The 18,420-nt window shown below is 75.4% G+C and carries 15 protein-coding genes and 1 pseudogene; 7 read left to right on the forward strand and 9 right to left on the reverse strand.

The genetic code is table 11. The annotated features are described in order from the left end of the window. Nucleotides 1-154 precede the first annotated feature (154 nt). Nucleotides 155-613, reverse strand: a pseudogene (locus tag ACIG0D_RS18795) (hypothetical protein); the annotation flags it as partial. Nucleotides 614-762: 149 nt separating this feature from the next. On the opposite strand from ACIG0D_RS18795, the gene ACIG0D_RS18800 reads away from it, so the two are divergent. Together ACIG0D_RS18800 and ACIG0D_RS18805 are read left to right on the forward strand one after the other, a co-directional pair. Continuing rightward, nucleotides 763-1,980, forward strand: a complete 1,218-nt coding sequence (locus ACIG0D_RS18800; RefSeq protein ID WP_399801878.1) for a PP2C family protein-serine/threonine phosphatase — start codon at nucleotides 763-765, stop codon at nucleotides 1,978-1,980. A gap of 96 nt (nucleotides 1,981-2,076) precedes the next feature. Beyond that, nucleotides 2,077-3,144, forward strand: coding sequence for a hypothetical protein (locus tag ACIG0D_RS18805; protein ID WP_399801881.1), 1,068 nt, complete (start codon nucleotides 2,077-2,079; stop codon nucleotides 3,142-3,144). 36 nt (nucleotides 3,145-3,180) lie between these two features. Here the strand turns inward: ACIG0D_RS18805 and ACIG0D_RS18810 are convergent, their stop codons facing one another. Next, nucleotides 3,181-4,530: a helix-turn-helix domain-containing protein gene (locus tag ACIG0D_RS18810; RefSeq protein WP_399801884.1), complete on the reverse strand. Its 1,350-nt coding sequence runs from the start codon at nucleotides 4,528-4,530 to the stop codon at nucleotides 3,181-3,183. A 140-nt stretch (nucleotides 4,531-4,670) separates the two neighbouring features. Here ACIG0D_RS18810 and ACIG0D_RS18815 point away from each other — a divergent pair, with 140 nt between their 5' ends. Both ACIG0D_RS18815 and ACIG0D_RS18820 read left to right on the forward strand, forming a co-directional pair. Further along, nucleotides 4,671-4,847, forward strand: a complete 177-nt coding sequence (locus tag ACIG0D_RS18815; protein WP_399801886.1) for a hypothetical protein — start codon at nucleotides 4,671-4,673, stop codon at nucleotides 4,845-4,847. Between the two features lie 149 nt (nucleotides 4,848-4,996). Continuing rightward, on the forward strand, nucleotides 4,997-5,722 hold the full coding sequence (locus ACIG0D_RS18820; RefSeq protein ID WP_399801889.1) for a GAF and ANTAR domain-containing protein: 726 nt from the start codon (nucleotides 4,997-4,999) through the stop codon (nucleotides 5,720-5,722). 22 nt (nucleotides 5,723-5,744) lie between these two features. On the opposite strand, the gene ACIG0D_RS18825 is transcribed toward ACIG0D_RS18820, so the two are convergent. Then, nucleotides 5,745-6,533 carry a hypothetical protein gene (locus ACIG0D_RS18825; RefSeq protein WP_399801892.1) on the reverse strand — a complete coding sequence of 263 codons (789 nt, stop codon included), beginning with the start codon at nucleotides 6,531-6,533 and terminating at the stop codon, nucleotides 5,745-5,747. 305 nt (nucleotides 6,534-6,838) lie between these two features. Between ACIG0D_RS18825 and thrS the strand changes: the two genes are divergently transcribed. Next, the gene (thrS, locus tag ACIG0D_RS18830) at nucleotides 6,839-8,347 is read left to right on the forward strand and encodes a threonine--tRNA ligase (protein WP_399801894.1); all 1,509 of its coding nucleotides are present in this window, start codon (nucleotides 6,839-6,841) and stop codon (nucleotides 8,345-8,347) included. Nucleotides 8,348-8,378: 31 nt separating this feature from the next. After that, nucleotides 8,379-9,344, forward strand: coding sequence for a nucleoside hydrolase (locus tag ACIG0D_RS18835; protein ID WP_399801896.1), 966 nt, complete (start codon nucleotides 8,379-8,381; stop codon nucleotides 9,342-9,344). Nucleotides 9,345-9,479: 135 nt separating this feature from the next. Here the strand turns inward: ACIG0D_RS18835 and ACIG0D_RS18840 are convergent, their stop codons facing one another. After that, the gene (locus tag ACIG0D_RS18840; protein WP_399801898.1) at nucleotides 9,480-10,427 is read right to left on the reverse strand and encodes an LAETG motif-containing sortase-dependent surface protein; all 948 of its coding nucleotides are present in this window, start codon (nucleotides 10,425-10,427) and stop codon (nucleotides 9,480-9,482) included. A 273-nt stretch (nucleotides 10,428-10,700) separates the two neighbouring features. Between ACIG0D_RS18840 and ACIG0D_RS18845 the strand changes: the two genes are divergently transcribed. After that, nucleotides 10,701-12,347 (forward strand): glycoside hydrolase family 13 protein, encoded by a 1,647-nt coding sequence (locus ACIG0D_RS18845; protein ID WP_399801901.1) that lies wholly within the window; start codon nucleotides 10,701-10,703, stop codon nucleotides 12,345-12,347. A 22-nt stretch (nucleotides 12,348-12,369) separates the two neighbouring features. Here the strand turns inward: ACIG0D_RS18845 and ACIG0D_RS18850 are convergent, their stop codons facing one another. From ACIG0D_RS18850 to ACIG0D_RS18870, 5 genes are all read right to left on the reverse strand, one after another. Then, complete coding sequence (locus ACIG0D_RS18850) at nucleotides 12,370-13,497, reverse strand: aminopeptidase P family protein (RefSeq protein ID WP_399801904.1); 1,128 nt, start codon at nucleotides 13,495-13,497, stop codon at nucleotides 12,370-12,372. A 127-nt stretch (nucleotides 13,498-13,624) separates the two neighbouring features. Further along, a complete protein-coding gene (locus tag ACIG0D_RS18855; RefSeq protein WP_399801906.1) occupies nucleotides 13,625-14,101 on the reverse strand; it encodes an FxLYD domain-containing protein in 477 nt (158 codons plus the stop codon). Nucleotides 14,102-14,699: 598 nt separating this feature from the next. Beyond that, nucleotides 14,700-16,985 carry a LuxR C-terminal-related transcriptional regulator gene (locus ACIG0D_RS18860; RefSeq protein WP_399801908.1) on the reverse strand — a complete coding sequence of 762 codons (2,286 nt, stop codon included), beginning with the start codon at nucleotides 16,983-16,985 and terminating at the stop codon, nucleotides 14,700-14,702. Nucleotides 16,986-17,116: 131 nt separating this feature from the next. Further along, nucleotides 17,117-17,602 carry a hypothetical protein gene (locus ACIG0D_RS18865; protein ID WP_399801911.1) on the reverse strand — a complete coding sequence of 162 codons (486 nt, stop codon included), beginning with the start codon at nucleotides 17,600-17,602 and terminating at the stop codon, nucleotides 17,117-17,119. Nucleotides 17,603-17,786: 184 nt separating this feature from the next. Beyond that, entirely contained in the window at nucleotides 17,787-18,410 is a 624-nt protein-coding gene (locus ACIG0D_RS18870; RefSeq protein WP_399801914.1) for a 2'-5' RNA ligase family protein, read from the reverse strand. Nucleotides 18,411-18,420 lie beyond the last annotated feature (10 nt).

An 18,420-nucleotide genomic window follows, 5' to 3' on the forward strand; every position in this document is an offset into this window, starting at 1 on the left:
GGCAGACGCCCGCGCACGTCCCGGGCCGCGCTTCCCCCTCGTGTCAGGCCGTCCGACCCGCTCCGCTGTCGGTACGGCTCTCCGCGGCAGGGCTCTTTGCGGCAGGGCTCTCCGCGGTACGGCCCTCTCCGGTACGGCCCTCTCCGGTACGGCCCCGCGCCGGGCGGCCCTCCGCGTCCTCGTGGGTGTAGTAGCGGTAGAACAGCAGCGCGAACACACCCGCCGCGACCGGCAGCGACCGGGCGACGGCGCCCAGCACGGAACCGCTCGGGCTGTTCACGTACAGGAAGCCGACCGCGCTGCCCACGAACGCCGCCCACAGCCCCGCGTGCAGCTCCCGCCGCGACCGCCGGCCGAGCGCGCGCACGGCCAGGTACAGCACGACGAACGCCAGCGCCGTCACAAAGCCGAACAGCAGGTTCCAGCCGGTGATGGGGCCGCCCTCGCGCCGCATGGCGGCGGCCCAGTAGCCGTACACGAGCCCGGCGGCGACGGGCCACACCCAGCTCGCCATCCGGTGCGTACGCGCCGAGAAGAAGTCGGGTGTGCGGGTGCCGCGGGTGTCGCGGGTGCCGCCGCGGTTTCGGCGGGACACCGGTGCCGCGTGAGCCATGGGAGAACTCCTCTCTCCTCGCCCCCGCCTTCCAGGGCACACCGCCCCGCGATCCCCGGCAAGTCGGCAGGTCACGGACCGTGTCCGGGCGGCCGGGCGGTGGTCCGGAGCGGATGCGGCCCGCTCGGCCCCGTGTTTCGCTGGGGGCCATGGAGTCCGTGAGCGCGCGCGACGGCCGACGCGGCGGCCGGGGCCTGCGCGAGCGGTACCCCCGTGCCTCGTGGCCCGTCGGCGCCCACCGGCAGCAGCCGCTGCGGGTGCGCGGGCGCAGCGTCGCCTGGGTGCCGCCGCTGCTGCTGCTGGCGGCCATCGCGCTGGTCGACGTGAACACCGGCGCGGACTTCCGGATCGTCTCGTGGATCGTGCTGGTGCCCGGTATCGCCGCCGCGATCTGCGGGGTGTGGGGGACGGCGGGGTACGCGGTGCTGTCCGTCGTCACCTACGGCGTCGTGGACGGGCTGTGGCCGGACGCGTACCGGGCCGGGCTGCCCGACTTCATCCTGGTCGCCCTCGGCGGCATCCTCGCCGTCCTGGCCTGCGCGGTCCGGGTGCGCGCCCAGGAGCGGATGCTGCGCATGCAGTACATCGCCGAGACCATCCGCCGTACCGTGCTGCGCCCGCTGCCCCCGGCGTGGGGAGGCCTGGAGCATGCGGAGGTCTATCTGCCCGCCGACGTCGAGGCCCGCGTAGGGGGCGACTTCTACGACATCCAGCCCGGCCCGCACGGCACCCGCGTCCTGGTGGGCGACGTACAGGGCAAGGGGCTCGGCGCGGTGGAGATGGCGGCGGCGCTGCTCGGCACCTTCCGCGAGGCCGGGTACCACGTGCCGGATCTGGCGACGGTCGCCGAGCGGCTGGAGACCCGGGTGCGCCGGCACCGCGGCCACCTCGGCGACCTGGGCCGGGGCGGCGAGGACACCGACCGGTTCGCGACCGCCGTCCTCCTCGACTTCCCCGCGGACGCGCCGGACGCCGTCGACGTGGTCAACTTCGGCCACGAGCCGCCGCTGGTCGTGGGCCCGGCGGGGGTCCGTGCCCTGCCGCCCGGCGACCGCCTGCCCCTCGGCCTCGGCGACCTCACCCGGGACAGCTCCCCGCCCGAGGTGCGCCGCTGTGTGCTCGCGCCCGGCGAGACCCTGCTGGTCACCACCGACGGCGTGACCGAGGCGCGGGACGGTGACGGGGCGTTCTACCCGCTGGCGGACGCGGTGGCCCACGCGCTCGCCGCCGACCCGCGCACGGCCCGGCCGCCGCGGCTGGTGGCGCTGGTCCGGGACGGGGTGCTGCGGCACAGCGGAGGGCATCTCGACGACGACACCACCGTGTTCGCGGTCCGCCGGGTCCTGGGCAGCGGGCTTCCCGGCTGACCCGCGCGCGGCCCCGGCACCGGTTACGGTGCTTTGCGTACGTGATCGACGACGTACGGGATGCGTCGACGTACGTGACCGACAGGGGAGGGACCGATGCCCGGAACCGTGCTGCTACTCGCCGCCTCGCCCGTGGGCAGGGGCCGGCTGGTGGACGCCGCGGCCGTGCTTCCGGTGCTCGCGGCCGTCGACCCCGCCGTGCTGGCCGGTACCGACACCGCGAACGTCGTCGAGCTGGCCGACCCGCTGGACCCCCAGGCCGTCCTGACCCGCCTGCGCGCCGCCGCGTCCGCGCCCGGCCCGCTCACCGTCTACGTCACCGGGCAGCTCCAGCTCGACCGCCGCCAGCGCCTGCCCCACCTGGCCCTCGCCCGCACCACGCCGGCCACCGTCCGCTACACCGCCTTCCCCTGGCACTGGTTCCGCGAGGAACTGCGGCTGCGCGCCCCCGGCGCCACCACCCTCTTCCTCGACCTGCACGCCGACCCGGAGGCCTGGGGGCTGCTGCGCACCACCCCCCTCGACACGGGCCGCACCGCCGCGGTCTACGGCCGTATCGCCCCGCCCCCGGGCCGCCGCGCCACCCCCGCCGCGCCCGCCTACATGAAGGCCCTGGCGACCCTGCTGCGCAGCGGTCACAGACCCCCGCTCGGCCAGTTGCACGAGCTGGCCCTGGCCCGCACCGAGGGCGCGTCCGCCGGTCTCGTCCTGGCGGCGGCGCCCCCGCGGACCGCGAACGACCCGCACGCCGCCATCACCGCCGCCGTGCAGGCGGGCCGCCACAACCACGCCGACCACCTGGCCGCCCAGTGGGAACAGGCCGCCGTACGGGCCCACGGGCCGGGCTCCGATGAGGCGCTGCACTGGGCGGAGGTCCGCGCCGACCTCGCGATGTTCGCCGGGGACCCGGCGCGCAGCTGCCGCACCTGGCTGACGGTCGCCGCCGCCCGGCTCGCCGCCGGGCAGCCCGTGGACGCGCCCGCCGTCGAGGCGGCCGTCGACCGCGCCCACCACCAGTGGAGCGAGATCACCGAACCCGCCCGCGCCCGCGAACTCGGCTCCGCCCTCGCCGACCTGCGCACCCGCGTCCCCGGCCGCCGCGCCGGCGCCCTGGAACACGTCCACCGCGAGCTGCGCCGCCTGGAACTCCAGACGCAGAGCTGAGCACACGCCACCCGGGGACGGGCGGAGTGGGGGGCCTCAGAGCGGTGGCCCTGCCGGGGCCGGGCCCAGGGTCGTGGTGCCGGGGGTCGTGCGGTGGCCGAGTCCGGTGCGGTAGGCGTCGAGGGCGGCCTCGACGCGGCCGGTGCGGCGCAGGAGGTCGCCGAGGAGGCGGCAGAGGTCGGCGAGGTCGCCGGCCGCGCCCGCGCGTTCCAGGAGGCTGAGGGCGCGGACGTAGTGCTCCTCGGCGGCCTCGGTGTCGCGGGCCGCCTCGGCGATCCGGCCGAGGAGGCGGTGCGCGGCGGCGGCGTGGACGGCGCCGCGTTCGGAGGACAGGTCCCCGAGGACGTCCCTCAGGAGCGCCGCGGCCTCCTCGGACTTGCCGCGGCGGTGCAGCACGTCGGCGAGTTCGACGGTGACCTGGCTGCTGTAGAGGGCGGCGCGGTGCGCGGAGAGCATGGTCTGGGCGGAGCGCAGCTCGGACTCGGCGCGTTCCAGGTCGCCGTTCTGGGCGTGGACGTAGCCGCGCATCCAGTGGCAGTTGGCGAGTTCGGTGCGGAGCTGGAGCTGGCGGTACATCTCGGCGGCCTTGGCGAGGGAGGCGTCCGCCTCGGCGAGACGGCCCTCGGCGAGCAGGGTGCGGGCGACCGAGCGGTGCATCCGGGCGACCAGCGCGGGGTCGGCGGCGCGCGGGGCGAGGGCGAGGGCGAACTCGGCGGCCTGCGCGGCGCGGGCGTGGGCGCCCATGTCCATGTACGGGCCGATGACGCTGGCGTAGAGCAGCAGCAGGGCGTCCGGGTCGTGGAGGCCGCCGCGGTTGAGTTCGTCGAGGGCGGTCTCCAGGAGGTAGACGGCGTAGCGGAGTTCCCCGGCGAGGTAGTGGGCGACGGCCCGGCCGCGCAGGGCGGGGACGCGGGCGGGCAGCGGGGCGTCGGCGAGGCTCTGCTCGGCGCGTTCGAAGAACCGCCGGGCGGTGGCGAGGTCGCCGGTCTCCAGACCGCACTCGCCGAGGCCGAGCAGGGCGGTGTGCCGGGCGTCGGCGAGGCCGTGGCTCTCGGCTTCGGCGAGCAGGGCGGCGTACTGGCGGGCGGCCTCCTCGGCCTCCCCGGTGGCGAGGGTGCGCTGTGCCTCGGTCAGCCGCAGCCGCAGGTCGGTGGCGAGGCGGGCGGGGCGGCCGGTGGCCAGTTCGTCGAAGGCGACGCCGAGGCGGTCGGCGAGGTGGCGCAGGGCGTCGTCGGAGGGGCGGACCCGGCCGGACTCCAGGGTGGAGATGTAGGCGGGGGTGTAGGCGGGTTCCGCCAGCTGCCGCTGGGTGAGTCCGCGTTCCCGCCGCAGCTGCTGCACCCTGCGCCCGATGGTCTCCGGGTCGTCACGCTCCGCCGTCGCCATGCGCACATGATGCCAGCGTCAACTGGCGGGCTCGGTCTTCCCGTTGAAGTCCGTACCCCCTAGCTTGGAGAAAGATAACCCCGGAAGTTAAGCCCGCTTAATCCGCCGCTGTTGCTGCCGCCGTCTGCTGCGAGGTCGCCGTGCCCGGACGCCCCTTCCCCCACCCCGGCCGTCCCTCCACGCGGTACGCCAGAGCGCTCGCCGCCGCCGTCCTCGCCACCACCGCCCTGATCGCCGCGGCGAACGCCGGCCCGGCCCAGGCGACGGAGCCGGGATGCCGCGCGGGAGCGGAACGGGCGGCGGGGGCCGCGCGCTGAGGCGTCCTTCTCGCCGAGGCGGGGCAGCCCGCCGGTCCCGGTCGTCCAGGCGCCCGGAAGGCGGCCCGGGCCCGTGGACACGGCCGTTTCACCGGCCCCCGGCCGGGTAGTCGGGCCTCATTTCCGGGCGGCCGGAGGAGGGAGTGACCGTGCGGCCCAGGCAGGAGCGGGACGGAGCGTGGGCCGCCGACGTGATCGCGGAATCGGTGCGGGGCGTCGGCGCCGGGGAACTGCCGCGCCGGTTGTGCCAGGTCGCGACCAGACTGCTGCCGGTGGACAGCGCCAGCGTCTCGCTGGCCGGCGAGGGGATGCCCGTACCGCTGAGCGCCGGGGACGACCGGGCCGCCGAGCTGATGGAGATCCAGGCGTCGCTGGGCGAGGGCCCGTGTCTGGACGCCGCCCGGATCAGCGCGCCGGTCCTCGTCGACGACCTGGCCACGAAGGCGAACGCCGGGCGCTGGCCCGTCTTCGCCCAGCAGGCCACCGCGGCCGGGGTCCGCGCGGTGTACGCGCTGCCGCTCGGCGACGGCGCCGGCTGCGTCGGCACGCTCGGCCTGTACCGGGAGGCCCCCGGCGTCCTCACCGCGCGCGAGCAGCACATCGCGCACCTCATGGCGCGGGTCATGACCGTCGCGCTGATGTACCTGCCGTGCGACGACGAGTACGGCGACCGCGCGGACGGCACCTGGCTCTCCGAGCTGGCCGACGGGCACGACCGGGTCTTCCAGGCGGTCGGCATGATCATGGCCCGGCTGGGCGTCGGCGCCGACGAGGCGCTGGCCCGCCTGCGCGCCCGGGCCTTCGCCCACGGCCGTACGGTGCTGGACCTGGCGCACGACGTGGTGGCCCAGCGGGAGCCGTTCGACCGGAAGTGAGCCCCACCGGGCCGCACTCGGGTCAGATCTGCACCCTCCCCTGCTTGCGCACCTCCGCCAGCCGCCGCGCGCCCAGTTCCGTCGCCGCCGCCGTGACCTCGGTGTAGACCTCGCCCAGTCCGCCGTTGGTCAGCGCGAACGCGTCCTCGCCCACCCGGACGGCGGCCACGTCCACGGTGAGCGTGACCAGCTCTCCCTCCCAGTCGATGGACGCCGTCACCCGCAGCCCCTGCCGGGCGTCCCCCACCTCGGGCAGCGCGGCCTCGGCCACCTCCACCTGCTCCACGGTCCCGGACACCATCGTGGCGCTGAAGCTCGCGCAGACACGGGGCAGGGTGCGCATCCAGGCGAGCGTGCGGTCCACGTCCGCCGGACGCTGCGGGGAGATCTGGTAACGCAGCTGGGCGTCGTCGTACGTGTCGTCCAGGCCGACGACGGCCTTCGCGGGCGCGCCGAGCAGTTCCTCGGCGTAGAGCAGGTCGAGGAGGCGCTGGCAGTCGGGCGCCGTGCCCTGCTCCGCCCGCGCCTTGAGGAAGGCGTCCCGCCAGGTCGCGGCGCCCTCGGTCGGCGCCCAGGGCTCGCCGAGGTCCGTCCAGGCGAGGAGGGCGGCCCGGGCCTGGGCCTCGGTGAGGGCGGGCGGGGTGGCCGGTCCCGGCGACGGGGACCTGCCGGGAGCGGCGGACGAGGAGGCCGCCGGGGAGGCCGTCCGCGGGTCCGCCGCCTCCATCTCGATGGCGGAGCAGGCGCCGGCGCCGAGCAGGGTGACGGCGGCGAGGGCGGTCAGGCGCGAGCGGGTCGTCGAAAGGGCCATCGGGGGCGACTCCAAACGGACTTGCCGGGCACGGTGGTACGTCCACGGCACCACCGCACCCGTCCGGTCACCAGCGCTCCGGGCCGTCCGGGTGATCAGCCGCCGACCGGTGCCGCGGAAAACCGGTGGCGCCCCCGCCCCGTCCGCCGCTACCGTCCCCGGCATGCAGCGCGCCCGTTCGTCCCGCACGACCACGCCGGAGACCGTCCCGGCGCGCTGACAGCTGAGCAGATGTCCGAAGCCCCGGGGCGAGCGCCCCGGGGCTTCGTCGCGTGGTTCTCGCTCCGCATCGGGAGGAGACCGCCATGACCACCTCGTACGACGCCCACGACCACCCCGTCGGCCCGGACGGCCGCCACGACCACCCCGGTGAGCCGGCCGACCGCCACGGCCACGCCAGCGGACAGGCCGACCGCCACGGCCACGCCAGCGGACAGGTCGACCGCCACGGCCACCCCGCCGGCCCGGACGGCCGCCACGACCACCCCGGTGAGCCGGTGGACCGCCACGGCCACGCCAGCGGACAGGCCGACCGCCACGGCCACCCCAGCGGCCCGGATGCCCATCACGACCACCCCGGCCGGCAGGGCGGCCGTCACGACCACCGCCGCCTCGGCCGCGAGCTGGGCATCTTCGGCACCGATCCGCTGATGGGCGCCGGTCTGCCGTACTGGCTGCCCGACGGGGCCGTCGTCCGGCACACCCTGGAGGAGTACGTCCGGGACGCCGAGCGGGCCGCCGGATACCGACACGTGTACTCGCCGGTGCTCGGCAAACGGGAGCTGTACGAGATCTCCGGGCACTGGGACCACTACAGCGACGACATGTTCCCGCCGATGCGACTCGGCTCCGAGGAGGTCGTGCTGCGCCCCAGCCTGTGCCCCCACCACGCCCTGATCTACCGCTCCCGCCCGCACAGCCACCGCGAACTGCCGCTGCGCATGGCCGAGCTGGGCGGCATGTACCGCTCCGAGCCGTCCGGCGTCCTCGGCGGCCTGACCCGCGTCCGCTCCATCCACCTCAACGACGCGCACATCTTCTGCACCCTCGACCAGGTGGTGGAGGAGGCCCGCGCCGCGCTCGCGCTGATCGCCCGCGCCTACGCCGACCTCGGCATCCGCGCCGCCCGCCACCGGCTCTCGCTGCCCGGCGAGGGCGGCAAGTACGTCGCCGACCCGGAGCTGTGGCGGCGGGCGACCGGGCTGCTGCGGGAGGTGCTGGACGGCGCCGGAGTGGAGTACGAGGCGGCCGAGGGCGAGGCCGCCTTCTACGGCCCGAAGATCGACGTCCAGGTCGTGGACCGCGCGGGGCGCGAGGCCACCCTGTCCACCGTCCAGATCGACTTCCACCAGCCCGAGCGCTTCGACCTGCACTACATCGGCCCCGACGGCGCCCGGCACCGCCCGGTCATGGTGCACCGCAGCGTCATCGGCAGCGTCGAGCGGGCCGTGGCGCACCTGATGGAGGAGCACGGCGGCGCCTTCCCGCCGTGGCTCGCGCCCGTGCAGCTGGTGGTGCTGCCGGTCTCCGAGGAGCAGGAGGAACACGCGCGGGAGGTGGTGGAGCGGGCGCTGCGGCTGGGCCTGCGGGCCGAGCTGCGCGGCCCCGTGGAGGGCAGTCTCGGCGCGCGGATCCGGGCGGCGCGGCTCGTGCCGTACCAGGCGGTGATCGGCGCCCGGGAGGCCGGCGACGGCCTGGCCGCCGTACGCCTGCGGGACGGGCGGCGGCCCGGCGCCCTGCCCGTCGACGACCTGCTGCGCCGCGTCGCGGCGCGGGTCGCCGCGCGCGGTGCCGGACTGTGGGACGCGGCATAGGGTCGACGCAGACGGAAGGAGTGAGTGCCCTGTGACCGGTCAGCCCATCCCCGTGATCATCGACTGCGACACCGGGGTCGACGACGCGCTGGCCCTGCTGTTCGCCGTCCGCCACCCGGGGCTCGACCTGCGCGCCGTCACCTGCGTCGCGGGGAACACCACCGTGGACGGCGTCGTCCGCAACACCCTCACCGTGCTGGAGCGGGCCGGCGCGCCCGACATCCCGGTCGCGCGCGGCGCCGAACGGCCCCTGGTCGAACCGCCGCGCTCGGCCCGCCATGTGCACGGCGAGGACGGGATGGGCGACCTGGGCCTGCCCGCCCCCACCCGCGCCCCCGTCGACCTGGACGCGGTGAGCCTGCTGCGCCGCGAGATCCTCGCCTCGCCGCGCCCGGTGACGCTGATCCCCACCGCGCCCCTCACCAACATCGCCCTGCTGCTGCGCACCCACCCCGACGTGGTCGGCAACATCGAGCGGATCGTGTTCATGGGCGGCGCGGTGGCCTGCGGGAACGCCACGGCGGTCGCCGAGTTCAACGTCTGGCACGACCCGGAGGCGGCGGCGGTCCTGCTCACCGCCGGGGTGCCGACCACCATGTACGGCCTCGACGTGTTCACCCGGGTCGTCGTCCCCGGCCGGGACATCGCCCGCCTGCGCGCGAGCGCCGACCCCGGCACCCGCCTCGCCGGCGACCTCCTCGCCCACCGCCCCGCCACCCCCGACGCGGACCCGGAGGACCCGGGCGGCGGCATCGGCGACGCGGGCGCGGTGTGCGCGGTCGCCGACCCGGCCGGCCTCACCACCCGCCTGCTGCCGGTCGAGGTCTCCCTCGCCCCCGGCCCCACCCGCGGCCAGACCATCGTCGACCGCCGCCCCCGCCCCGGCGAGTCCGAGATCCACGGCGAGGGCCGCGCGCCTGCCCTGGTCGACGTGGGCCTGGACGTGGACGTGGAGCGGTACGTGAAGCTGTGGCTGACGACGGTGGAAGGCGCCTGAGCCGCAGCCGGCGGATCCGGCGGAACCGGCAGATCCGCGTCACCCAGCAGATCCGGCGGCACCCAGCAGGTCCCGTGCACACGGCGAGGCCGCCCGCGGGGAATCGCGGGCGGCCTCGTCACATGGGGTGCTCGGTCAGGAGCGGGTGGCGCGGCGGCGGCGGGACACCACGACGAAGCCCGCGCCGGCGGCCAGCAGGGCGGCGGCACCGATGGCGATCGGGGTGGTGGCGCTGCTGGCACCGGTCTCCGCGAGGTCCTCGCCGCCGCCGTTCGGCGTGGCGGCCGGGGACTCGGTGGACGGCGCCGGCGACTCCGACTCCGCCGGGGCGGAGGCCTCCGGCGAGGTCTCCTCGGCCGGGGCGGACGGCTCGGCCGGGGCCGAGGTCTCCGGGGCCGGGGCGGACGTCGACGGGGCCGGCTCGGAGGCGGACGGGGCGGGCTCCGACGGGGCCGGGGACTCGGTCGTGCAGTCCTTCGTGCCGCCGTTCCAGGCCGCGATCAGCTTGTCCTTGATGACCGGGCGGTCCGGGCCCTTGGGCAGCTCACCGTGTTCGAAGCCGTCGTTGGCGTCCAGCTTGCCGTCGTACTTCACCGCGCCGCGGTAGAGGTCGATCTGCGCGAAGCAGCCGGCGTCCGGCACGGCGATGTCGAGGGTGTCGGTGGCGCCCGGCTTGACCGTCACCGTGTCGAAGTCCACGAAGACCTGCTCGCCGGAGGTGGCGAACGTCGGCCCGTGGGCGAGGTAGGAGGCGAGGGAGGCGGTGCAGGTGCTCGCGTCGGCGGCGGCGCGGACCGTGATGTGCACCTTGCCGTCGGCGGTCGGCTTCAGGTTCTGGTCGTCGACCTTCACCGAGTCGTGGAAGTTCGTCCCGTCGAGGGAGAACTGGCAGCGGTCGGTGGCGGTCTCCGTGCCGGCGCCGGTACCGGGCTGGTACTGGCCGCCGTGCTTCCAGCCGTCACCGCCGGGCGTGCCGGTCGCCCAGGCCCCGGAGGCGCAGGTGAAGGAGGCGGCGGAGAGGGCGAGGGCCGCGGCGCCCGTCCCCAGCAGGCGTCGCGCGGTGACACGTCTCGCTATGGACATGTGGTTCCCATCTGGGTGTGCATGGGTGCGGGAGGCGGCGAAGGAGCCCCCCGGAAGTGGTCGTGGAAACGCCGTGCTCACTGGTCACACGCGGCACAACGTGAGCACATGTTCGGACTCGCCGGGAAGGCTGTCAATTCCCCTGACAAACTGCTGCCCGCCCCTGACGTGGCGTTACCCGCGGGGCGGCGCAAGGAATGTTCGCTTTTCCGGCGATGTGGACAGTCATCTCCCTGACACCCGCAACACCCGCAATGCCGAGAAGGAGGCCGCGTGCCCGACCTCTCCTCCAGGAACCCCGACTGGTGGCGCCAGGCCGTCATCTACCAGGTCTACCCCCGCAGCTTCGCCGACGCCGACGGCGACGGACTCGGCGACCTCAAGGGCATCACGCAGCGGCTCACCCATCTCGCCGCACTCGGCGTCGACGCCCTGTGGCTGTCCCCCTTCTACCCCTCCGAACTCGCCGACGGCGGCTACGACGTCGCCGACTACCGGGACGTCGACCCCCGCCTCGGCAGCCTCGACGACTTCGCCGCGATGACCGCCGAGGCCCACCGGCTCGGCCTGAAGGTCATCGTCGACCTCGTCCCCAACCACACCTCCCACCAGCACGTGTGGTTCCAGGAGGCGCTGCGCGCCGGACCCGGCTCGGCGGCCCGCGACCGGTACGTGTTCCGCGACGGGCGCGGCCCGGGCGGTGAACACCCGCCCACCGACTGGCAGTCCGTGTTCGGCGGCAGCGCCTGGCAGCGCGTCCCCGACGGCCAGTGGTACCTGCACCTGTTCGCCCCCGAACAGCCCGACCTCAACTGGGAGAACGAGGAGGTCCGCGCCGACTTCCGCACCACCCTGCGGTTCTGGTCCGACCGGGGCGTCGACGGCTTCCGCATCGACGTCGCCCACGCCCTCGCCAAGGACCTCAGCGAACCGCTGCGCGACCTGGGCGCACCCGAGCTGAGCGACGAGGAGTCCCTCGTCCACTTCCCGCCCGGCACCCACCCGTTCTTCGACCGCGACGAGGTCCACGAGATCTACCGCGACTGGCGCAAGATCCTCGACGCCTACTCCCCGCCCCGCATGGCCGTCGCCGAGGCCTGGGTGCCGGGCCCGCGCCGGGTGCTGTACGCCCGCCCGGACGAACTCGGCCAGGCCTTCAACTTCGAGTATCTGAAGACCCGCTGGGACGCCGCCGAGCTGCGCCGCGTCATCACCGCCTCGCTGGCCGACGCCCGCGCCGCCGGGGCCTCCGCCACCTGGGTGCTGTCCAACCACGACGTCGTACGGCACGCCACCCGGCTGATGCTGCCGCCCGGCACCGACGTCGACGCCTGGCTGCTGTCCGGCGGCCACGCGCCGGCCGTCGACACCGCCGCCGGGCTGCGCCGGGCCCGCGCGGCCACACTGCTGATGCTGGCGTTGCCCGGCTCGTCGTACCTCTACCAGGGCGAGGAGCTGGGCCTGCCCGAGGTCGCCGACCTGCCCACCGCGGTCCTCCAGGACCCGATCTGGGAACAGACCGGCCATGTCCGCAAGGGCCGCGACGGCTGCCGGGTGCCGCTGCCGTGGACCACCACCGGACCGTCGTACGGCTTCGGCCCCGGCGGTGCCTGGCTGCCGCAGCCGGAGTCCTTCGCGCGGTACGCCGTCGAGGCGCAGGACGGGGTCGACGGCTCCACCCTGGAGCTGTACCGCAGCGCGCTGAAGCTGCGCCGCAAGCTGCTTCAGGGCGAGGAGCTGACCTGGCTGGAGGACGTCCCGGAGGGCGTGCTGGCGTTCACCCGCACGGACGGCTGGCGGTGCCTGGCCAACCTGTCCGGCGAGCCGGTACCGCTGCCGCCCGGCGAACTGCTGATCAGCAGCGCGCCCCTGACGGAACAGGGGGTGCTGCCGCCGGACACCACGGTCTGGCTCGGCTGACCGGCATGCCCCGCACGGGAGTTCAGGTCACCACGGCCGGCTCGTGCGGGGCCGTGTTCAGCCGCCGCCCGCCGTCCTCCGCGCACACCACGACGTCCCCGATGACCACGCCGAACCGGCCCGGGAGGAGGATCCCGGGCCGGACGGCGAAGCACATCCCGGCGGCCAGCGGGCTCTGCTCGCCCTCGGCGAGGTACGGCGGCTCGTGCGCGGTGAGGCCGACGCCGTGCCCGGTGCGGTGCGTGCCGTACGCCCCGTACCCGGCGTCGGTGATCACCGCGCGGGCCGCCCGGTCGATCTCCTGGCAGGGCACGCCCGGCTTCACCGCCTCGAACGCGGCCCGCCGGGCGGCCCGTACGGCCTCGTGGACCGCGCGCTCCTCGGCGGTCGGCTCGCCGACGTGCACGGTCCGGACGGCGTGGGAGGCGTAGTCGTCCTTCAGACCGCCGAAGCCGAGGACCACCATGTCGCCGTCCTCGATCCGCCGGTCGCCGGCCGTGTGGTGCGGGTCGGCGCCGTGGGGGCCGGACCCGACCACGGTGAGGTCCACCCGGTCGTGCCCGTGCTCCCGCAGCAGCCGGGCCAGGTCACCGGCCACCTCCCGCTCCCGCCGCCCGGCGAACCGCACGCGCAGGAGGTCGCCGTACGCGGCGTCCGCCGCCGCTCCGGCCGCCGCGAGCCGGGCCAGTTCCCGCTCGTCCTTCACCGCGCGCAGCAGGGGCAGCGCGGTGCTCAGCGGCAGGTGGCTGCTGAGCGGCAGGGCGGCCTGGAGGCCCAGCAGATGCACCGCCGGGGTCCCGTCGGAGACGCCGTACCGGCCGTGGGCGCGCAGCAGTCCGGCCGCCGCCGCGTACGGGTCCTGCCCGTCCTGCCACTCGGTGATCCGCACGGCTCCCGCGCCGGGGGCGGCCTCCGCGTCGGCTCGTTCCGGGGTGGGGACCAGCAGATACGGCTCGGAGTCGGCGGTGACGACGAGCAGGGTGAGGCGTTCGCCGACCGCCGCGGGCCGGTGGCCGCACATCCACACCATGTCGGGGCCGGGCGTCACGAGCAGCCCGGACAGCCCGCCGACCGCCGCCTCGCGGGCGGCGCGGTGCATCCGGCCCGCGTAGTCCTGCGCGGTGAAGGGCGCCGGGAGTGAGTCGGTCATGGTGCCGCCGGGGGGCCTGGTGGGGGCTGGTGCATACGGGTGAGGCGTATGGATGGGTCGTACGGGTGGGTCGTACGGGTGGGGCGTACGGGTCGGTGGGTCGGTGTGGCGGACGGCCGGGGCCGGGTCAGTAGCGCACGGCGCGGCCCAGCTCGGCCTTCACGTCACCGCCCAGGTCGCGGTTGCTGCGGGCGGTCGCGGAGCGCTCGGCGCCGGCCGGCACGTCGCGGACCGTGGTGACGACGGTGTCCAGGAGGTCGCCCTTGCCGTCGTTGAAGGTGACCTGGACGGCGAAGGTCTTGGCCGAGTCCGCGGTGTTGCGGACGGTGACCTCGACCGTGGTGCGGCCGTCGCGGTCGGTGGCGGGCTTGCCCAGGGTCACATCGCGCTTGACGTCGACGCCGCCCGCGATGTCGTCGAACCGCCGGCCCGCCTCGGCCGTCGCCGACGACACGGCGTCCCCGGCCCGCGACGCGGCCGACTCGACCGCCGACGCGGCGTCCCGGGCGGGACCGTCCCCGTCGGCGCAGCCGCCGGTGAGGACGAGCACCGCGCCCGCCGCCATCGCCGTGACCGCGGCCCAGCTCCTGCGGTGACCGGCCATGCTGCCTCCCAGGGTGCGGGTCTCCTTCCAGTGAAGGCCTGTCGGGACGGCACCGCATGCCGATCACCCGAACGGAGTATCCGGCCCGGTGGGCGGGCGGAGTGTCCCGCCCGGCGGGCGATCAGCCGACGAGGCCGAGAATGCCCAGTTCGCTGATGTCCTGCACCGGCAGATTGCTCGTGGGTGCGGCGCCGGCGCAGGCCCCTCGGCCGGCGGGGCTGGGGCCGTAGCCGCCGCCGAGGCCGCCCGCCGGGTCCAGCGGCAGCCCGCCTCCATGACTCCGGCGCCGGCGCCGACGGCCCGGGGACGGGGCCGGCCGCCGCCGCCCGCGTCCGGCAACGTCGGTTCCGGCCGGTGACCGGACAGGCGGAGGGGCTGCCCCGCCGACCAGGGGCAGCCCCTCCATGGTCGCCGCCGGGGGGAGGTGGCGGGCGGGGCCCTGCCATGACAGCCGTGGGGATGGACAACTGCCGGGCACCCGCCGTGTCCGTCCCCCGGGCGGCGTGATCCAGCGTGCCCCGCGGCGGCGGGCGGGGCGGTGCGAAACGGCGGAGATCCGTACACCTAATCCGCGGGCGCCCCTACCTACGTACGCCCGTCAGGTCACCGCCGGGATCTCGGTGCGCGAGGTGATGCCCAGCTTGGCGAGGATGTGCTCGACGTGGGCGTCGACCGTGCGCTTGGAGATGACGAGCCGTTCGGCGATCTCCCGGTTGGACAGGTCCTGGGCGACGAGTGCGGCGACCTCGCGTTCGCGGCGGGTGAGGACGTCGGTGGACGGGGCGGCGGCCGTCTGCGCCGGGACCGGGCGCGGACGCGGGTGCGGGTCGTCGGCGTCGGCCCGGACCGCCTCGACGACCTCCCGCCCGGACATCCGCGCCCCCGTCTGCCGCCACCGCTCGAACTCGGCCTCCCCGAGCTCCTCCCGCACCGCCGTGTGCCACGCCTCCTGCTCCTCCAGCAGCCTCGGCAGCATCGCCACCGGGTCGCCCGCGAGGTGCCGGGCGTGCTCGGCGTATCCGAGCAGCCAGCAGGCCCGCACCGGCCGCCCGGCACGGGCCGCGTGCCAGGCGAGGCCCAGGCAGGCCAGCGCCGCCACCAGCACCTCACCGATCTCACCGGCCGCCTCCAGCCCGCGCAGGAACGATTCCGCGCTGTCCTCGTGGCGCCCGTCGAGCCACAGGATCAGGCCCTGCACGGTGAGCGTGGAGGCGTACAGCTGGCGGTCCCCGGCGCTCGCCAGGTACGCCAGGCCCGTCGCGCACAGGTCCAGCGCACCCGCCGGGTCGCCGAGTACGGCCCGCAGCAGCGCGCCCTCGTAGTGCAGGACGCCGATGCCGAGCCCGTCACCGGCGGCGACGATCCGCTGCCGGGCGCTCTCCAGCGCGGCGAGGCCGCTCTCGATGTCGCCGCCGAGCGCGGTCAGCGCCCCCAGGTAGGCCTCCGCGAACAGCTCCACGCGCGCCTCGCCGGCCCGCCGGGCCGTCGCCCGGGCCTGCGGGAACCGCTCCAGGGCGGTCTCCAGATCCGCCGTCCAGATCGCGAACACGCCGGTCATGAGCAGTCCCCAGGCCCGCTGCGGGCAGTCCTCGGTCACCCGCTCCAGGCCCTTGTCTATCCAGTAGCGGCCCTCGGAGAGGGTGCCCGCGGCCCGCCAGTACGGGCCGAGCCGGGTCGCCAGCCACAGCGCCTCCGCCGCGCGGTCGCCGTCGCCGAAGCCGTACTCCAGCGCGGCCCGCACATCCGCCGCCTCCTCGCGCACCGCCCGGTGCAGCGCGGCCTGCGCGGGGGTCAGCAACTCCTCCCAGAAACGGCCGGCCAGCGCGTCGTAGTGGGCGAAGTGGCGCAGCCGTACGGCGTCCCCCGCCTCCCCGGCGAGGGACAGCCGGTCGGCGCCGTACGCGCGGATGGTGTCCAGCAGGCGGTAGCGCGCGCCGTCCTCCCCGACGCGCTGCACCACCGACTTGTCCACCAGCCCGATCAGCGCCTCCACCGCCTCCGGCCCGGTCAGGTCGGCGTCCGCGCAGATCCACTCCGCCGCCGACAGCTCGAACGACCCGGCGAACACCGAAAGCCGCGCCCACAGCCGCCGCTCCTGTGGCGTGCACAGCTCGTACGACCAGTCGATGGCGGTACGCAGCGTCTGATGCCGGGTGAGAGACGTCCGCCGACCCCCCGTCAGCACCTCGAAGCGGCGGTCCAGTCGGGCCACCAGCTCCGCCGGGGGCACCGCCCGCAGCCGTACGGCGGCCAGCTCCAGGGCGAGCGGGATGCCGTCCAGCCGGTCGACCAGCGCGAGGGTGGCCTCCCGGTCGGCGCCGGTGGCGGCGAGGCCGCCGGTGACGGCCGCCGCGCGCTGGGTGAACAGGTCCAGCGCGTCCTCGCGGCCCAGCGGCGCGATCGGCACGCAGTGCTCGCCGGGCACGTCCAGCGGCTGTCGGCTGGTGGCGAGCACACTGAGCCCGGCCGCCTCGCGCAGCAGGATGTCGCAGAGCATCGCGCAGGCGTCGACCAGATGCTCACAGGTGTCGAGCACGATCAGCAGCCGCCGCCCGCGCAGATGCTCCATCACCGCGTCCAGCGCCGACATCCCCGACTGCTCCGGCAGCTCCAGCACCCCCGCGAGCGTCGCCGGGAGCAACTCCGGGTCGTGCAGCGCGGACAGCTCCACCAGCCGCACCCCGTCCGCATACCGCCCGGCCGACTCCCCGGCCGCCCGCAGCGCCGTACGGCTCTTCCCGACCCCACCCGGCCCGACCAGCGTGACGAGCCGCGATCGCTCCAACGCGCCACGTATCTCGCCGAGTTCTTTCCCTCTGCCCACGAAACTGGTCAGATCCACGGGCAGTTGCCCGCCCCGCCGCTGCCCGAAGCCGAAGCCCATGCGACCCCCGTAGCCCTTGTCCGACCATCACAGAGTAAGCGGGTGATCGCGGTGCGTGTGGGCGGCTTGGGAAGCCGGGGCGACGCGGCGTGCGCCGCTGGGACCCGGCCGCTCTCGCGGCGAAGGACGGCTCAGCCCTTCCGCGCCGCCCCGTGCGGCCAGACGACGTCGACCGCCAGACCGGCCTCGCGAGCCTCCAGGACGGTGTCCGCGGTTCCCCCGCCCTTGCCGCTCGGTCCCTCGCCGTTCCAGACGGCCACGAGACGGTCGGCGCGGCGCAGGAGCGTGCGGTTGGCCGCCTCGTACGCCGCCCGGTTCGCGGTCTCGTGATCGAGCACGATCACCTCGTCGGCGGCCTCGGTGAGCCGGTCGAAGGCGTCGGCGTGGTCGGGCTTCACCTTGGTCCGCCGGTAGTCCTGCGAGGGGATGACCGCGACCAGACGGCCGCCGAGTTCGAGAACGACTTCGGCGAAGAGGGAGTCGGAGCCCTTGGCGAGGCAGGAGACGCCGGTGAGATCACCGGCGTACGGCTTGAGAATCTCCCGCAGGGCGTCTCGCACCAGGGGCACAGTGGCGTCGGTCAGGTCCATGTGCCCGGTCACGGCGATCGTGGTCACGTTGCTCCTCAGCTCGACAGCACTTCGCCGATCCTCGCACGGGCTTCGCCGACCGCACGCGGCGTCGAACTCCCGGTGTGCGGGTGCGGCTGTCCCGCTCAGGCCCAGGCTCTGCGCCTGCGGGTCGCTGCGGCGAACCGGCCGGTGGCCCCACCTGGCGGCGGGGCCGGGGTGTGCCTTCGGGTCAGCCGAGTGACACGGTGGCGAACGGCTCCCACTCGTACATCCGGTTGTCCCGGTGGATGATGATCAACTCGGCGCTGGAGATGCGCGCCCGGGCCGGTTCCGGATCCAGCTCGCGGAGAGCCTCCATGATCGGAGCGGCCGGGCCGTCCGCGGCGCTGTAGGCGACGGAGACATGCGGGGTGAAACTCTCGGCCTTCTCCGGCACTTCGCCGAGTACCTCGCCGATCGAAGCGCGGATCGCGTCGCGGACCTGCCGGACCGGTCCGTCCGGGTGGACGGGGAGCAACACGGCTTCCGAGTGGAGGACCACAGGCCCGATCCGGATGTCGAAGGAGGGGACAGCCGCCAGCCGCTCGCGGGCCACCTCGACGATGGCGTGGACGTCCGGCTCCTTGGCCTCGCCGACGAACCCGATGCCCTGCATGGTCAGATGCAGCCAGCGGTCGGGGATGGGCGTGAGGAGGTCTCCGAGAGGGGCGAGGGCGGCTCGGTACTCACCGGCGAGCCGGTGCACGTCCGTCTGGCCCTCGAACGTGAGATGCCACGTGTAGAAGCGGCGGCCTACGCTCCAGCCAGGCCGCCACCACCAGTGATTCCGCATGGACTCCGGTTCTGGCTTCATGGCCTGGATC

The sequence above is a fragment of the Streptomyces sp. NPDC052773 genome, assembly GCF_044547145.1.
Taxonomy (GTDB): Bacteria; Actinomycetota; Actinomycetes; order Streptomycetales; family Streptomycetaceae; genus Streptomyces.

Excerpts from the sequence above, each read along its gene's own strand:
- ACIG0D_RS18800 (WP_399801878.1), top strand. The coding sequence starts at position 763 with ATGGAGTCCGTGAGCGCGCGCGACGGCCGACGCGGCGGCCGGGGCCTG.
- ACIG0D_RS18805 (WP_399801881.1), top strand. The coding sequence starts at position 2,077 with ATGCCCGGAACCGTGCTGCTACTCGCCGCCTCGCCCGTGGGCAGGGGC.
- ACIG0D_RS18810 (WP_399801884.1), bottom strand. The coding sequence starts at position 4,530 with ATGGCGACGGCGGAGCGTGACGACCCGGAGACCATCGGGCGCAGGGTG.
- ACIG0D_RS18825 (WP_399801892.1), bottom strand. The coding sequence starts at position 6,533 with ATGGCCCTTTCGACGACCCGCTCGCGCCTGACCGCCCTCGCCGCCGTC.
- thrS (WP_399801894.1), top strand. The coding sequence starts at position 6,839 with ATGACCACCTCGTACGACGCCCACGACCACCCCGTCGGCCCGGACGGC.
- ACIG0D_RS18840 (WP_399801898.1), bottom strand. The coding sequence starts at position 10,427 with ATGTCCATAGCGAGACGTGTCACCGCGCGACGCCTGCTGGGGACGGGC.
- ACIG0D_RS18850 (WP_399801904.1), bottom strand. The coding sequence starts at position 13,497 with ATGACCGACTCACTCCCGGCGCCCTTCACCGCGCAGGACTACGCGGGC.
- ACIG0D_RS18855 (WP_399801906.1), bottom strand. The coding sequence starts at position 14,101 with ATGGCCGGTCACCGCAGGAGCTGGGCCGCGGTCACGGCGATGGCGGCG.
- ACIG0D_RS18860 (WP_399801908.1), bottom strand. The coding sequence starts at position 16,985 with ATGGGCTTCGGCTTCGGGCAGCGGCGGGGCGGGCAACTGCCCGTGGAT.
- ACIG0D_RS18870 (WP_399801914.1), bottom strand. The coding sequence starts at position 18,410 with ATGAAGCCAGAACCGGAGTCCATGCGGAATCACTGGTGGTGGCGGCCT.